Genomic DNA, 14,865 nt, shown 5'->3' on the forward strand with positions numbered 1-14,865 from the left:
AAGGTGGCTCGCCAGGCGGCGCAGGCGGTGGTCCGGGCCGTCCCCGCCACTCACCCTCAGCGTCCCAGGAGGTGGTCGGCCGGTCCCGGCAGGCGGTCCGGTGCAGGCCGCCCATCAGCCACACACCCACACGGTACGAAGGAGAGCACGCAACATCCGCACCCCGGAACGGCCGCAGCGCGCGAGACAACCGTGAGCGCCAGCCGCGGGGCGGGACGCGCCGGGCGGTCCGGGGTGGGCAGGCTGTCGCGTGAGACCGGGATGGTGCGTGGCTTGTAGCCTGCGGCGGGTTCTCGGTATTCGTACCAAATAGGCGATCTGGCGGCGGGCGGGCCTTGAGGTGAGCAGCGGTGTGGGGGTCAGCTGTCGGGGGTGGGGCTGAGCAGGTGGTGGATGTCGCGGCGGTGGTTCTGGAAGAGCGGCAGGGCTCGGGTTTCCACGTCGTCTCGGGGGCGGGGCAGGTCGATCGGGAGCTCGCGGAGGATGTGGGTGGGGCGTGCTGCGAGGACCAGGACACGGTCGGACATGAAGATTGCTTCGTCGATGTCGTGGGTGATCAAGAGGACGGTGAGGCCGAGTTCGACGGTGAGCGTGATGGTGAGTTGTTCGAGGGTGGCGCGGGTTTGGGCGTCCACTGAGGCGAAGGGTTCGTCCATCAGCAGCAGGCGGGGGCGGGAGACGATCGCTCGGGCCAGGGCGACCCGCTGCTGCATGCCGCCGGAGAGTTGCCACGGGTGGTGGTCGGCGAAGTCGGCCAGGCCGACCCGGGACAACGCCTCGCGGGCCTGCTCGCGGGTGGCGGCGCGGGCCCGCCGGCCGAGTGAGCTGGGCCGGCGGAGGGGGAAGCGGACGTTTTCCAAGGTGGTCAGCCACGGGAAGAGGCTGCGGTTGTATTCCTGGAAGACGACGGACAGGGCCGGTGGGATGCCGGTGATCGGGTGGCCGTCGAACTCGATGGTGCCGGTGTCCGGGTGGTCCAGGCCGGCCAGGCAGCGCAACAACGTCGTCTTGCCGCAGCCGGACGGGCCGACGACACCGAGGAACTCGCCTTCGGCCTGAGCGAACGTGATGTCGGCGATGGCTCGGGTGGTGCGGCCGCGGCTGGTGAACGACTTGGTCAGGGCGGTGGCGCGGATCAGCGGGATCTCAGCCATCGGCGATACCCTTCTGGTCCTGGTACCAGCCGAGCACCCGGCGCTCCAGCAGCGCGAACAGAGCGGTGGCCAGCCAGCCGAGCAGACCCAGCACGATGATTCCGGCATACATCTGGGCGATCGCGTAGGTGCGCTGGGCCTGCAGGATGAGGTAGCCGAGGCCGGCGGTGGCGCCGATCATCTCGCTGATCACCATCATGATCAGGGCCAGGCCGAGGGCGATCCGGGCGGCGGCGAGCAGGGCCGGCAGGACCGCGGGCAGGATCACCCGGCGCAATGTCGTCAGGGGGCTGAGGCCGCTGATCCGGGCTACGTCGACGTAGCCGGGTTCGACCGCTCGGGTGGCGTCGACGCCGGCGATCAGGACCGGCCACATGGCGGCGGCCGCGATCACCGTGATCCGCATGCCGCTGGTCGCGCCGAGGGCGAGGACGGCGACCGGGAGCACGGCTGGGGGTGGGATCGCGCGGAGGAACTCCAGGCTGGGGCGTACCCAGGGTTCGAGGTGGTGGAACCAGCCGATGGTGATGCCGAGCAAGGCGCCGAGCGTGGTGCCGAGGGCAAAACCGGCCAGGGCGCGGCCGGCCGAGGGCAGCACGTCGGTGCGCAGCGAGCCGGTGCCGAGTAGGGATGCCAGCTCGGTGACGGCGTCGCTGACCGGCGGGAACAGGCCGGTGTCACTGGCGCGGCCGGCGATCTCCCAGACCACGAGGAGGAGCAGGGCGACGAGGTAGCCGAGCGCCTTCTTCACCGACGCCCCGAAAACGCGCGACCCGAGACCGATCGACGCGAAACCGCGCGACCCGAGACCGCGCGGCCTGCGGAAAGGTCGAAGACCAGGTGGATCACGTAGCCGAGCGAGCCGGCCACCACGATCCCGGCATACGCGGCCGGGATCTGGCCGGCCTGTTGCTGCTGCGCGATGTACCACCCGAGCCCGGGACTCCCGGCCACCAGCTCCGTCGCCACCGCCACCACCAACCCCAGCGACGCCGCGGTCCGCAGGCCGGTCCGGATCGCCGGCACCGCGGCCGGGCCGGTCACCGTCGCGGCCAGCCGCAGCCCGCTTGCCCCGAACACCCGGCCCGTCTCGACGAGCAGCGGGTCGACGTCCCGGACCCCGAACCGGGTCGAGATCAGCAGCGGCCACAGGCAGGCGAACGCCACGAGCACCGCCTGCATCCCGGCGCCGAGCCCGATCACCACAACCGCGACCGGGATCAGCGCGACCGCCGGGATCGGCCGGAGGAAGTCGATCACCACCCGGGTGGCCGCGTCCGCCCAGCGGGACACGCCGAGCAGGATCCCGGCGGCGATCCCGAGCACGCCGGCCAGCAGCAGGCCACCGGCCCAGGCGAGCAGCGTGTCCCCGGCCGCGACGGCCAGCGACGGGTCGGCCAGGGCGCGGGCGATGTCCCAGCTCGCCGGGGCCGCGGTGGGCGGCAGGACGTGCGCGAGGCGCAGCAGGTCCCAGAGCCCGACCAGCACGGCGAACCCCGCGAGACCTCTCACTGCAGGTACGCCCCCTCCAGCGCGATCGGCTTCTTGGCGATCTGCTGCTGGGTGAGGATGTCGGCCCACTGCTGCCAGCCGGACGGTTCCGCCGTGGTGGTGTAGACCGGCAGCTTGATCGTGCCGGCCAGCGCGGCCGGCACCTTGGTGTAGGTGGGCAGCGTCGCCCGCAGCTCGTCCGGGTGGGCCTGGGCGTATTCGCAGGCGCGGGCGAGCGCGGTGCGGAACTTGTCGACGGTGGCCCGGTCCGACTTCACGTACCGTTCCGAGGCCAGGAAGACCGACTGGGGCATGGCCGGGGTCTGCCCGACACTGTCGGAGAGCAGGTTGCGCGCGCCCGCGGCGAGCCCGACGGCGACGAACGGCTCGGCCGGGTTGACCGCGTCGACGGTGCCCTTCTTCAGCGCGTCGGCCATCGCGGCGAACGGCAGCTCGGTGAACTTCACCGTGGACACGTCGACCCCCTCGGCGCGCAGCGCGTTGCGGATCGACACGTGCGGCAGCTGGTAGAGGGTGTCGACCGCGACGGTCTTGCCGGCCAGGTCCTGCGGCGTCCTGATCGGGCCGTCCGCGGCGACCTGCAGCTGGATGAAGTTCTGCGCCGGGTCGGCCGGGTTGGTGGACGTGCTGCTGACCGCGGTGATCGGCACGCCGTTGGAGCGGGCCAGCAGCACCGCGGGCGCGTTCAGGAAGCCGATCTCGGCCTGCCCGCCGACCACCGACGGGATGACCGCGGGCGCCTCGGCCGGCACCACCTGCACGTCGAGTCCGGCCTCGCGGAAGATGCCCCGGTTGACGCCGAGCACCATGGCGGCCGCACCGGAGACGCCGATCGTCGCCACCCGCACCTTCGGCGGCCCGCTCGCGGTCCCGGAGTCGTCACCGGAGCAGCCGGTCACGGACAGCGCCACCGTCACCACCAGCGCCAGGAACAAGCGCGGAAAGCTCATGCGTCTCTGCCTACCCCGGCGACAAGCAACGTTTCAATAGATCAGCGTAGATCTAACAGAACTTGCAAGATCGGCGCATGTCGATAGATTTGCCGGGTGCGCCGGATCGATCTGCACTGCTACCCCGGCACCCCGGAGTGGGTCGCCTCGCAGGGCCCGTTCGCCGAGGCCCTCGCGGCGTACTGGAAAAAGCCCTGGGTCGGACGACCGGAAACGGACATCGTCGCCGACATCAGTGCGGCCGGCCTGCAGGCGCTGCTCGTCGCGTTCGACATCGAGACCAGCACCGGCGCGCCGGCCTGCGGCAACGCCTACGTGGCGGCGATGCGCGACCGGCACCCGGAGATCTTCCTCGGCGCGTGGGGCGCGGTCGACCCGCTGAAGGGCCCGGGTGCGATCGCCGAGGCGGAGGAAGCGGTCCGCGTGCACCGGGTGCTCGGCTTCCACTTCCACCCGATCATGGGCAGGTTCCGGGTCGACGATCCGGAGCTGTGGCCGCTGTTCGACACGATCAGCGGGCTCGGCGTGCCGGTGATGATCGACGTGGGGACCACCGGGATGGGCGCCGGGCTGCCGGGCGGGCTCGGCACCCAGCTCGGGCACGCCCACCCGCTCGCCATCGACGTACTGGCTGCGACGTTTCCGCAGCTCACCATCGTCGCCTCGCACCCGGGCTGGCCGTGGATCGACGAGATGACCGCGGTGGCGCTGCACAAGGGCAACGTCTTCTGGGAGCTGTCCGGCTGGGCGCCCAAGTACTTCCCGCCGCAGCTGCGCTCGGACATCCGCGGCCGGCTCCGCGACAAGATCATGTTCGGCACCGACCATCCCAGCATCCCGTTCGACCGGCTGCTGCGCGAGTGGGACGAGCTGGGCTTCGACGACGCCGTCCGGGCCGCCGTCTTCCACGCCAACGCCGAGCGGGTGCTCGGCCTGTGAGGAGGTACTCCGTGCCGGTCGCGTTCGTCACCGGGTCGTCGAGCGGGATCGGCCGCGCGACGGCACAGCGGTTCGCCGCCGCCGACTACGACGTGGTGATCAATTTCAGCCGCTCCGCGGATCGCGCGGCGTCCGTCGTGGGCACGCTGGGCGGTGCGGGCCGGCACCGCGCACTCCGTGGAGACGTGAGCGACGAGGTCGCGGTCAACCACATGACAGGTACGATCACCGCGGCGTACGGGCGGCTGGACGTGCTGGTCAACAACGCCGGCACCACGTCGCCGACCCCACCGGACGACCTGGACGGTGTCGACCTGGCCGACTGGGACCGGGTGTTCGCGGTGAACGTACGCGGCCTGTTCCAGGTGACCCGGGCCTGCGCGCCGCTGCTGCGGGCGGCACACGGCAGCGTGGTGAACGTGGCGAGCATCGTCGGGCTGCGACCCGGCCCCCAGCCGCTGGCGTACGCGGCGACCAAGGCCGCGGTGGTGAGCCTGACCCGCACACTGTCCCGGGTGCTGGCGCCGGAGGTGCGGGTGAACGCGGTCGCACCCGGCTGGGTGGACGGCGAGTGGATGCGGCGGACGCTGGCTCAGTCGTACGAAAAAATGATGGAACGCCGCGCGGCCCGGACCCCGATGGGTCGCAACGTCAGCGAAGCGGACGTCGCGGAGAGCATCTTCGCGCTGGCCACCGCACACCCGTTCGTCACCGGCGAGACCGTGACCATCGACGGTGGTTACACCGCGACCAGCTGAGACACCAGATCTTTTTTGGACACCTTACCGATCGCCGAGAGCGGCAGCTCATCGAAGAACACCAGTCGCTCGGGCAGCTTGTACGACGCGATCTCGGTGGCCCGCAGGAACCCGGTGAGATCGGCCAGGCTCGGCGCCGGCACGCCCTGGCGCAGCTGGACACAGGCGCACATCCGCTCGCCGAGCACCTCGTCGGGCAGCGGCACGCACGCCACGTTCTGCACCGCGGGGTGCCCGAGCAGCAGGTTCTCCACCTCCTCGGCGCTGATCTTTTCGCCGCCCCGGTTGATCAGGTCCTTGACCCGGCCCTCGACGACGTAGTTGCCGGACGGGTGCCGGCGCATCAGGTCACCGGAGCGGTAGAAGCCGTCCGGGGTGAACGCCCGCGCGTTGTGCTCCGGCGACCGGAAGTATCCGCGCAGCGTGTACGGCCCCCGCGCGAGCAGCTCACCCACCTCGCCGTCCGCAACGTCGTGGCCGTCCTCGTCGACCAGGCGTACCTCGTCGTCCGGGCAGACCGGCCGACCGACCGTTTCCAGTCGCACCTCGGCCGGGTCGTTGAGACGGACGAACATCAGCAGCCCCTCGGCCATCCCGAAGTTCTCCTGCACGGTGCAGCCCGGCAGCAGCCGCTCGGCGAGCAGCCGGGTCTCCGGTTGCAGCCGCTGCCCGCCGCTCTGGATCACCCGCACCGAGGAGAGGTCGAAACCGGTCAGCGCCGGGTCGTGCAGCCAGCGGATCAGCAGCGCGGGCACCAGGTGGATGTGGGTCACCCGGTACTTTTCGATCAGGGCGAACACCTCGGCGGCGCGGGTGCTCGGGTGCAGCACCGTGCGCGCGCCGGCGAACAGGAAACCCTGCAGGCCGGGGCAGCCGAGCGGCAGGTTGTGCCCGATCGGCAGCACGTCGAGCAGGCAGTCGCCGGGGCGGATGTCGCAGACCGAGGCCGCCATCCGGGTGTTGTAGACGTAGTCGTTGTGCAGGCGGGGGATCAATTTCGGTACGCCGGTGGTGCCGCCGGAGAGCAGGAACAGCGCCGGGTCCATCGGATCCGGCCAGGTTTCCGGTAATTCTGAAGCCGGCTCCCGGTCCAGCAATTCACTCAGGCTGACGTTGCCCGGCCCGGGTTCGCCGTGCACGATCGTCCAGCGCAGACCCTCGATCCGGGCCGCCATCTCGCGGAAGTCGAAGTCGCGGTACCGGTCCGGGATGAAGCAGGCGACCGCGCCGGAGAGCGCCACGAACTGGGAGATCTCCCGGAACCGGTGCACCGGCAGGGCCATCACCGGGATCACCCCGATCCTCTGACACGCCAGGTGCAGGTAGGCGAATGCGGCCACGTTCGGCAGTTGGACGACGACCCGGTCCCCGGGCCGCAACCCGATATCGAGCAGGCTGCGGGCGAGTCGGTGGGCGCGACCGCCGAGTTTTTCGTACGAGATGTCGGCGCCGCCGGCATGCACCGCGATCCGGCCGGCGAACCGGTCGCACACCTCGTCGAGGGTCTCGCCGAGTGTCCGATCCTGCCAGTAGCCGGTCGCGCGGTAACGTCGCGCGAACTCTTCCGGGAACGGCACCACACCGGTCAACGGCATCGTCCGACGATAGCCGCTCATCGATTGATCAGGCTTTGGAATTCCTTGAGCTGGGCGGCAGTGGGCTCGGCGATGTCGATCGGCCCGGTGCCACCGAGATCGACGATCGGCGCGGCGGTGGGCACGGCCCGCAGGGGGCTCAAGCCGGTGTTCGCCCCGGTGTTCCCGCCGGTTTTCGGGTCGGTTTTCGGGTCGGTTTTCAGGCTGGCTCTCGGGCCGGCCTGCTCCAGGCGCAGGACATGGTGCGGGGCGGCAGCGCTGATGTAGACGGTTCCGGACGGGAGGGCGATCGGCCAGGCGTCGACCCCGGCGATCGAGGTTTTCGGTCCGGCGGTGGTCGCGCCGCGAGCGGCGACCCGGAGGCGGTCGGCGAGGGTTCGCGGGGTGACCAGGTCCACCGGGACCCGGGCGTTCGTCTTCCCGCGCAGTTTCACTCGCTTGCCACCGACCGTGAGCACGCCGGCAGCGTTGCCCTGAGCGTCGACGGTGAGGTCAGCCGACGCGCTCCGGTAGTGGATCGCCTCGGCGCCGCTCAGCGCGGAGATCGCGGCAAGCAGCCCGGCCCGGGCGGCTTCCGGGCGGCCGGCATCCGCGCGGCTCGTCCACCAGACGGTGACCGTGGAACTCAGGACCAGCAGAAACACCCCGGCCAGCAGGGCGGGCCGAGGCGGGGAGCGATGTCCAGGCTGTGTCACGACGACCTCCGAGGCGGGAAGCACGGGCATTCCGACCTACCCCCGCCTGGCACCCACTGTTCACATCGATCACCGCACGCGGCCAGGACCGCACGCTCTGTCACCATGGATGCAAGAGACAGCCATGTCTTGTGCGGCAGATCCGGATGCCTGACCAAGTGCGTGATGTCGCCGGTGGTCAGCTCCCCGCTTGCCACGCCTCCAAGCGCTCGACAGCGGCGAGCAGGGCCTTCCCGAAGGATGCTTCGTCGATGGTTTCGGCACGACGTCGATGCCACGCTGCCGCCAAGTCGTCTTCGATCGCGCACACCTCTTCGACGCGGTCAGCGAGGGCTTGCGCTCGTCGGACAACCACATCTTGCGGTTCGTTGTTCGGCCGCTTGTCGTCCGCGGGCATGGATAGATGACAGCGGGCTTCAGCGGCAATGCCACGCCCAGCGATCTCGATCACCCGCAGTGTCGTTCGGGGGTCATGCAGTATCTGGTCCAACAGTCCAAGCATCCGGCTGTTGTGCAGAGCCTCTTCCAAGTCGAATCCCCCGGAGGATCGCCGCAAATCCGGTACGCCCTGACGGCCACCAAGTCGTGCGTCTCTACCTTGACACGGCAACGGACGCTTCGTTGCGAGCGATCGGCGCCGTAACGCTGCCAGCCCCCTGCGGCTGTCAGTAGCGGATGCAGCCGCGTTGCCGCGCAATGAAAGCGGCACGAGAAGGGTGCCCAGGTTGCGGGCCAAGCGGCCCCGTTCCGAGCAGGAAAGATTCACCCAGAAGAGCGCACTTAATTGATCATGAATTCATCCCAAGAATGGAATATTTTTCACTTATCCCGCACGAATGTTCCCTTCTCCTGCAACGTACGGGACTTGCGCTGAAGTTGCGCCTCCATGCTTTACTGGCCATAGCGTCCGACCCTTGCAAAGGTGGATCATGGTAGCGCAGACTCCGCACCCCCCATTCCATAAATCCACGGCATTCGTAGCTCTAATTACCGCCATTATTACTCTTGTCAGCACGATGGCATCGCAGCCACTCTGGGGGGACCTGCGGGATAGGTTGACCGGCAACGAGCCCGGCATCGAATTTAGCAGTCCGGAGCCTGGCCCCGTCCCTCACGAGATTACGCTGACAGGGAAGCTTCGCAACCAGCCAGATGACAAGATCCTGTGGTTTGTCACGCTAGATTTTGACGACGGTAACGTATATCACCCTAGCGACCGGCCCTGCATTCCGGCTCAAGATGGCAACTTTAGGTGTCCATATTGGATTGGTGACAAGAACCACCCGGCAGGCACGGTGAAACATTTTCGAATAATTGCCATTCTTGCGGATGACGCCACTCGGTACGCGTTCGCTGAATACAATAATGACATACTTAAAGATGGCAAGCGTCTAGGCATGAAAGAACTGCCAAAAACGAAGGAAGAACTCGACCACATTGACGTCCAGCGAGTGTAATGGCTAATAACATCGGCAGGCCGCTCACCGCTTCGGCGCTGAGCGGAGCGGAAGCGGCTCATTCAATCAAGAATTTACTGACGGGCTCGTTGACGCTGTGGTGAGGCACACTCTCATCGGCAGGACCGTGCGTTGCCAGGCGCAGTAGGACCGTGGCTCTCCGCGGCGCCCGGATCGCGGTAAATCAAGACGCGCCAGCGGTACGGAAGCGGTGACCTGACCCGTTGACGTCGAGCGTTCGCGATGGATGGCTATTGGTCAAGCCGGCTTACGCATGGCGCGGGGCCAGCGGTTTTTTCGCTCGTGGCCGTCAATGTCGTTGAACGTCACCTCGGCGTAGATATTGACAAGTTGTCTCTTCTGAGCGTAGTCGATCAGCAGGTGACGGCGCCACGTCCGCTCGCCACCACCGATGATGACCGGCGATAGCAGGGTCAGTGTGTCCGTCGGCGAATCAGTGATCCCATCGTGACGAACGCGTATAACCTCGCACGGGAACCGCCACCGGATCCGTACGTCGTCGATGGGCAACCGGCCTGGATTAACCAGGACTATTTCGTATACCCACTTGGACTTGCCGTCCTCACGCTCTCGACGGCTGGGGGCTTCCGCCGGTCGCCACGAGACGGCCACACCGTCAAGGACGACGCGACGGTCATGACGGGCCTGTCGGTTGAGAAGCAATACCTGATAACCCGTGAACAGCAACCCGATTGCCGCCGCGATGCTGGAAGCCAGCGCAATCCAGTTAGCCATTCGCTCACTCCGTCGGCGCGCCCGATAGTTCGACGGTCACCTTAGCGGCGTGTCGCCGATCGGGGATACCACCGTCGGCGAAACCTTCAATCCGATATCAGACAACAATCGCGCAGGCATGACTCGTGGGTCGGATCGGAACGCAGCCATCGGCGGCCGTTGGTCGAGGTCGGTGCAGGTCGGACGGTCTACTCGGCACGCTCTTCTCGACAGATCCGCACATTCGGGTCCCGGCTGGCTTCATGATCGATTGCATGCAGTGTCAACGGGCTCGGGTGCGACTCCCGACGTCACTGTGCGGGCAATATCCGCGGGTGGGGACAGTTCTCACGGACATAACGGCGCGGTGGCCGCAGGGCGGCGCCGAAGTCGCGAGCATCTGGCCCCAAAACGCGAACGATGCCGTGCGCCGGTCCTGCGGCGGCGCTCCCCTCCGGCCCGCGTGGTGTTGCCCGGTTCACCGTCCGACGATGGCTCGCCGCAGGCTGTTGAGGGCGGCGGCTCGCACCCCGGCCAGCACCGGCGTCTCCGTCAGCCCGGCGGCTCGGACGGTGACGTCGCGCGGGGCCCACGTTGCGGCAGATCGGATGTCGTCGAGCAGGGCCGGTCCCCAGGAGCCGCCGATCACCACCTCCTGGGGATCAGCCAGGGCGATCAGCGCGGCGATCACGCCGCCTACGGCTGCGCCGAGCACTGCCCGGTCCGCGGTGGTCAGCAACCGCTCGACGTCGATCGCCGTGGTGCCCGCGTGCCGCAGGCCCAGCTCGCCGAACAGCTCGATGAACCGGGTCGCCCGGCCGCCGGGACCGATCGTGATCAGATGGGCGATCTCACCGGTCAGCCCGGTGCGGCCGCGCCGGATCTCGCCGTCGTTGACGATCGCGCAGCCCAGGCCCTCCCCCAGATACAGGTAGGCGAAGTCGCGCAGCCCGTCCGCGCCGACGCTGTCCCGCTCGGCGAGGGCCGCCCAGTTGACGTCGTTGTCCACCACGACCGCGCCGTCGACGAACGGCGCCAGGACCGCGACCGGATCGAGGTCACCGACCAGGAAGGGCGAGTCCGGCAGATGCACCAGCCGCCCACTGGCCCGATCGACCGGGTCAGCGGCGCTCACCACCGCCACCCGCACCGTCTGGCCGTCGTCACCACGCGGCTCGGCGTCGCGTGGGCCGCCGTCGCGCGAGTTCGTGGCGCCGCGCGGCCCGGTAGCGTCACGCGGTCCGGCGGCATCGCGCGGTCCGGCGGCATCGCGCAGCTCGGTGGCTACCGCGAGCAGGGCAGCGGCGATCTGGTCCGGGCGGGCCGGGCGGTCGATCTGCCGGGCCGCGCGCGCCACCGTGTCGCCGTAGACGTCGAGGCGTTCGGCCACCACTCCCTCGGCGGCGATGGTGACCGCTAGCGCGGCGCCCACCCCCGGATCGAGCGCGTAATACGAGCCCACCCGCCCGCGGCCGCGCCCGCCCGGGGTGCGCTCCCCGGTGTCGGCCAGCAGTCCCCGCTCGGTGAGACGCCGCACGCTCTCCCCCGCGGTCGGCTTGGAGATGCCGATCTCGCTGGCCAGCTCGGCGCGGGTCAGCCGGCGGTGGCGCATCAACGTGCGCAGGACGTGCTCGTCGGTGACCGAGCGCACCAGCTCCAGCGACGGCTTGGCGGAATCCACGAGCCGATTCTAGTCAGGAGCCTTGCCTGGAACGGGAACGGCGCCCTACAGTCATTCAAGTAAGGAGACCTCACTGGAAAGGAACAGCCGATGACCACCGTCCTGCCGCACTGGGAACAGACCCCCGACGACCTCGGGGCCGCCACCCGCGAGATCAAGGCCGCGCTGCGGGAGCGGATCGGCGCTTCCGGTCGTACCGTCGAAGAGGTTTTCTCGGTCGTTGAGCAGCGCGTTCAGGAGGCGGTCGACGACATCGCCGCGGCACGCCGGCGGGGCGAGTCGGTCTGGCCGGTCATCGAATACTCCGACATCGCCGCCGGCACGGTCACCGCCGAGCAGCTCGCCTTGCTGCGGCGGCGCGGCTGCCTGGTGGTCCGCGGCCACTTCGAGCGTGACCAGGCGCTGGGCTGGGATCGGGACATCGTCGAGTACGTCGAGGGCAACCACTTCTTCGAGAACTACCGCGGACCCGGCGACGACTTCTTCGGCAGTGTCGGCTCGAAGCCGGAGATCTACCCGATCTACTGGTCACCCGCGCAGATGCAGGCCCGGCAGAGCGAGCGGATGGCCGCGGTCCAGGCGTTCCTCAACGCTCAGTGGAAGCACGAGTCGGACGGCGTGCAGTGGTTCGACCCGGCCCGCGACTCGCTCTACCCGGACCGGATCCGCCGCCGCCCCGAGGGCGCCGACTCGGCCGGTCTCGGCACCCACCTCGACCCGGGCACCCTCGACCTGTGGATGACCAGCGCCTACCAGCAGGCGTTCCGGCACCTGTTCGACGGCAGCGTCGAAGAGTACGACCCGTGGGACGCCGCGCACCGCACCGCCGGCCCGCAGTACCCGGGCACCACCATGTGCTCCGCCTTCCGCACGTTCCAGGGCTGGACGGCGCTGTCCGACATGGACCACGACCAGGGTGTGCTGCACACCGTGCCGATCCCGGAGGCGATGGCGTACCTGATGTTGCGCCCGCTGCTGCCCGACGTGCCCGACGACGACATGTGCGGCGTGACCGTCAACCAGGTCTTCCCGGCCGGGCACAAGTGGCACGCCCCGCTGATGGAGGCGCTCACCGGCATCCCGGACGTGCGCGCCGGCGACTCGGTCTGGTGGCACTGCGACATGATCCACAGCGTCGCACCGGTCGAGGCGCAACAGGGCTGGGGCAACGTCATGTACATCCCGGCCGCGCCGTGGTGCCCGCGCAACGAGGACTACGCGGCATCCGTACGAAAGGCGTTCCTCACCGGCGAGAGCCCGAGCGACTTCCCGGCCGAGCACTACGAGCGGGAGTGGCCGGACCGTTTCCCGGCGTCCGCGCTCAACGAGATCGGCCGCCGGGGGCTCGGCCTCGACTAGATCGTGGTTCGGAACCCGGCCGGGCGAGGCGACCTGACCCGGTGTGCCACCGTGGCATAGTGATCGATCGATGAGCCCGTATCGGCGCACGATCGCCGTGGTGATGTTCTCGCAGGTGTTCAGCGGCGCCGGGCTGGCCGCCGGTGTCACCGTCGGATCGTTGCTGGCCGCCGAGATGCTCGGCACCACCAGCCTCTCCGGGTTGCCGTCGGTGCTGTTCACGGTCGGGTCGGCCGGCGCCGCGCTCGGCGTCGGCCGGCTCTCCCAGCGGCTCGGCCGGCGCGCCGGGCTGACCGCGGGGTACGTCGCGGGCGCGCTCGGCAGCGCCGGCGTGGTGCTCGCGGCGGTGCTCGGCAGCGTGTCGCTGCTGCTGCCGGCCCTGCTGATCTACGGCGCGGGGAGCGCCACCAACCTGCAGGCCCGCTACGCCGGCGCCGACCTGGCCGAGCCCCGGCGGCGCGGGTCGGCGGTGAGTTCGGTGCTGGTCGCGACGACGTTCGGCGCGGTCGCCGGGCCGAACCTGGTCGCGGTCACCGGCCGGATCGCCAGCGGCTGGGGCATCCCGGCGCTGGCCGGCCCGTTCGCCCTGGCCGCGGTCGCGTACGCGCTGGCCGCCGTGGTCATCTTCGCGCTGCTGCGGCCCGATCCGCTCACGTCCGCCCTGGCAGCCGCGGAGGCGTCGGCACCCGCCGACGAGCCGCCGACCGGCGGGCCCGGGGTGGTCGCGGGCGTGGCGACCATGGTGCTCACCCAGATCGTGATGGTCGCCGTGATGACCATGACGCCGGTGCACATGCAGGCCCACGGGCACGGGCTGAGCGCGACCGGGCTGGTGATCGCGGTGCACATCGCCGCGATGTTCCTGCCGTCGCCGCTCACCGGCTATCTGGTCGACCGGGTCGGGCGCACCCCGGTCGCGATCGCGGCCGGTGTCACCCTGCTCGCCGCCGGACTGGTCTCGGCGACCGCACCGGAGGGCTCGGTCGCCCTGCTCACCGTCGCCCTGGCCCTGCTCGGCCTGGGCTGGAACCTCGGCCTGGTGTCCGGCACCGCCATGATCACCGATGCGGTGCCGCAGCGATCCCGGGCGAAGACCCAGGGCGCGGCCGACCTGGGCATCGCCCTGTCCGGCGCGGCGGCCGGGCTGGGCAGCGGCGTGCTGATGGCCGCGACCAGCTATGCCGCCCTGTCCATCGTCGGCGGTCTGCTGGCCCTCGCGGTGATCCCGTTCGTCGCGGCGGCCGGCCGCCGCCAGCCGGACCCGGCCGCGACGACCGGCGGCCGCTGGTCGTCCAGGCCGTGACCGAATCCGACCACGGCCCCGCGCTGATCGATCAGGCCGTGACCAGATCCGACCACGGCCCCGCGCTGATCGATCAGGCTGTGACCAGATCTGACCATGGCCGGCCTGCGGGGATCAGGCCGTGACCGGGTCGAGTTTCGGCAGGTCGAAGTGGGCGATCACCGTGTCGGCCACCTCGGCCGCCGTCGAACCGGTGGTGTCCAGGAGCAGGTAGTCGTCGCGGCCGTCGAAGCGGCCCTGCGAGGCGAGCTGGTAGTTCGCGTCCATCTCGAGCAGGTTGTTCCGCGACCATTCCACGTCCCGTTTGGACGGCTTGGCGGCCAGCCGGGACTCCCCGACGTTGCGCAGCAGCCGCTCCTCCTGGTCGGCCTGCAACTCCACGAAGACGACCCGGCCACCCCGGCTGCGGAACGGCTCGATGTACTCCTGAACCGTCGCGTGGTCCTCCTCGTGGTCGAACGCCCACACGAACGTGAAGATCAACCCGGGCAGGTCGCTGGCGGCCACCTCTTCGATGATGTTGCGCCGGAACCCGTCCACCAGCCGCCCGAACGCCGGCGTGCCGAACGGGAAGAACGTCATCACCGGCTCGATCGCCATGTGGTTGTGGAACAGCCGCAACCCGGTCCGGGCCGCGACCTCCTGGCCCACGGTCATCTTCCCCACGGCGGACGGCCCGACGATCAGCAGCAGTGTCCCGGTCACGCCGCGACCCTATCCAGCCGCC

The 14,865-nt window shown here is 69.6% G+C and carries 15 protein-coding genes; 5 read left to right on the forward strand and 10 right to left on the reverse strand.

Features of this window, described 5'->3' with window-relative positions:
* Window positions 1-359 precede the first annotated feature (359 nt).
* From Apa02nite_RS30575 to Apa02nite_RS30590, 4 genes are read right to left on the reverse strand one after another with little or no spacing between them, the layout of a single operon-like run.
* A complete protein-coding gene (locus tag Apa02nite_RS30575) occupies window positions 360-1,154 on the reverse strand; it encodes an ABC transporter ATP-binding protein (RefSeq protein WP_203828111.1) in 795 nt (264 codons plus the stop codon).
* Window positions 1,147-1,905, reverse strand: coding sequence for an ABC transporter permease (locus Apa02nite_RS30580; protein WP_203828112.1), 759 nt, complete (start codon window positions 1,903-1,905; stop codon window positions 1,147-1,149). Before Apa02nite_RS30580 ends, Apa02nite_RS30575 begins: the two co-directional genes overlap by 8 nt.
* Entirely contained in the window at window positions 1,902-2,666 is a 765-nt protein-coding gene (locus Apa02nite_RS30585) for an ABC transporter permease (protein WP_203828113.1), read from the reverse strand. The genes Apa02nite_RS30580 and Apa02nite_RS30585 overlap by 4 nt, the downstream gene beginning before the upstream one ends.
* Window positions 2,663-3,616, reverse strand: coding sequence for an ABC transporter substrate-binding protein (locus Apa02nite_RS30590; protein ID WP_203828114.1), 954 nt, complete (start codon window positions 3,614-3,616; stop codon window positions 2,663-2,665). Before Apa02nite_RS30590 ends, Apa02nite_RS30585 begins: the two co-directional genes overlap by 4 nt.
* A 96-nt stretch (window positions 3,617-3,712) precedes the next feature.
* Here Apa02nite_RS30590 and Apa02nite_RS30595 point away from each other — a divergent pair, with 96 nt between their 5' ends.
* Together Apa02nite_RS30595 and Apa02nite_RS30600 are read left to right on the forward strand one after the other, a co-directional pair.
* Window positions 3,713-4,555, forward strand: a complete 843-nt coding sequence (locus tag Apa02nite_RS30595) for an amidohydrolase family protein (protein WP_203828115.1) — start codon at window positions 3,713-3,715, stop codon at window positions 4,553-4,555.
* An 11-nt stretch (window positions 4,556-4,566) separates the two neighbouring features.
* Complete coding sequence (locus tag Apa02nite_RS30600; RefSeq protein ID WP_203828116.1) at window positions 4,567-5,313, forward strand: SDR family NAD(P)-dependent oxidoreductase; 747 nt, start codon at window positions 4,567-4,569, stop codon at window positions 5,311-5,313.
* Here the strand turns inward: Apa02nite_RS30600 and Apa02nite_RS30605 are convergent.
* The 3 genes from Apa02nite_RS30605 to Apa02nite_RS30615 form a co-directional block, all read right to left on the reverse strand.
* On the reverse strand, window positions 5,295-6,908 hold the full coding sequence (locus Apa02nite_RS30605) for a (2,3-dihydroxybenzoyl)adenylate synthase (protein WP_203828117.1): 1,614 nt from the start codon (window positions 6,906-6,908) through the stop codon (window positions 5,295-5,297). The genes Apa02nite_RS30600 and Apa02nite_RS30605 overlap by 19 nt on opposite strands.
* Before the next feature lie 17 nt (window positions 6,909-6,925).
* Window positions 6,926-7,603, reverse strand: coding sequence for a hypothetical protein (locus Apa02nite_RS30610; protein WP_203828118.1), 678 nt, complete (start codon window positions 7,601-7,603; stop codon window positions 6,926-6,928).
* Between the two features lie 178 nt (window positions 7,604-7,781).
* Window positions 7,782-8,132 carry a hypothetical protein gene (locus tag Apa02nite_RS30615; RefSeq protein ID WP_203828119.1) on the reverse strand — a complete coding sequence of 117 codons (351 nt, stop codon included), beginning with the start codon at window positions 8,130-8,132 and terminating at the stop codon, window positions 7,782-7,784.
* Window positions 8,133-8,532: 400 nt separating this feature from the next.
* Between Apa02nite_RS30615 and Apa02nite_RS30620 the strand changes: the two genes are divergently transcribed.
* Entirely contained in the window at window positions 8,533-9,060 is a 528-nt protein-coding gene (locus Apa02nite_RS30620) for a hypothetical protein (protein WP_203828120.1), read from the forward strand.
* A gap of 258 nt (window positions 9,061-9,318) precedes the next feature.
* On the opposite strand, the gene Apa02nite_RS30625 is transcribed toward Apa02nite_RS30620, so the two are convergent.
* Both Apa02nite_RS30625 and Apa02nite_RS30630 read right to left on the reverse strand, forming a co-directional pair.
* Window positions 9,319-9,816 (reverse strand): hypothetical protein, encoded by a 498-nt coding sequence (locus tag Apa02nite_RS30625; protein WP_203828121.1) that lies wholly within the window; start codon window positions 9,814-9,816, stop codon window positions 9,319-9,321.
* 457 nt (window positions 9,817-10,273) lie between these two features.
* Window positions 10,274-11,476: an ROK family transcriptional regulator gene (locus Apa02nite_RS30630; protein WP_203828122.1), complete on the reverse strand. Its 1,203-nt coding sequence runs from the start codon at window positions 11,474-11,476 to the stop codon at window positions 10,274-10,276.
* Window positions 11,477-11,566: 90 nt separating this feature from the next.
* Here Apa02nite_RS30630 and Apa02nite_RS30635 point away from each other — a divergent pair, with 90 nt between their 5' ends.
* Both Apa02nite_RS30635 and Apa02nite_RS30640 read left to right on the forward strand, forming a co-directional pair.
* The gene (locus tag Apa02nite_RS30635) at window positions 11,567-12,835 is read left to right on the forward strand and encodes a DUF1479 domain-containing protein (protein WP_203828123.1); all 1,269 of its coding nucleotides are present in this window, start codon (window positions 11,567-11,569) and stop codon (window positions 12,833-12,835) included.
* Between the two features lie 70 nt (window positions 12,836-12,905).
* Window positions 12,906-14,138, forward strand: a complete 1,233-nt coding sequence (locus Apa02nite_RS30640) for an MFS transporter (protein WP_203828124.1) — start codon at window positions 12,906-12,908, stop codon at window positions 14,136-14,138.
* A gap of 114 nt (window positions 14,139-14,252) precedes the next feature.
* Here the strand turns inward: Apa02nite_RS30640 and Apa02nite_RS30645 are convergent, their stop codons facing one another.
* Window positions 14,253-14,843 carry an ATP-binding protein gene (locus Apa02nite_RS30645; protein ID WP_203828125.1) on the reverse strand — a complete coding sequence of 197 codons (591 nt, stop codon included), beginning with the start codon at window positions 14,841-14,843 and terminating at the stop codon, window positions 14,253-14,255.
* Window positions 14,844-14,865 lie beyond the last annotated feature (22 nt).

The sequence above is a fragment of the Actinoplanes palleronii genome (assembly GCF_016862315.1).
GTDB classification, from domain to species: Bacteria; Actinomycetota; Actinomycetes; order Mycobacteriales; family Micromonosporaceae; genus Actinoplanes; species Actinoplanes palleronii.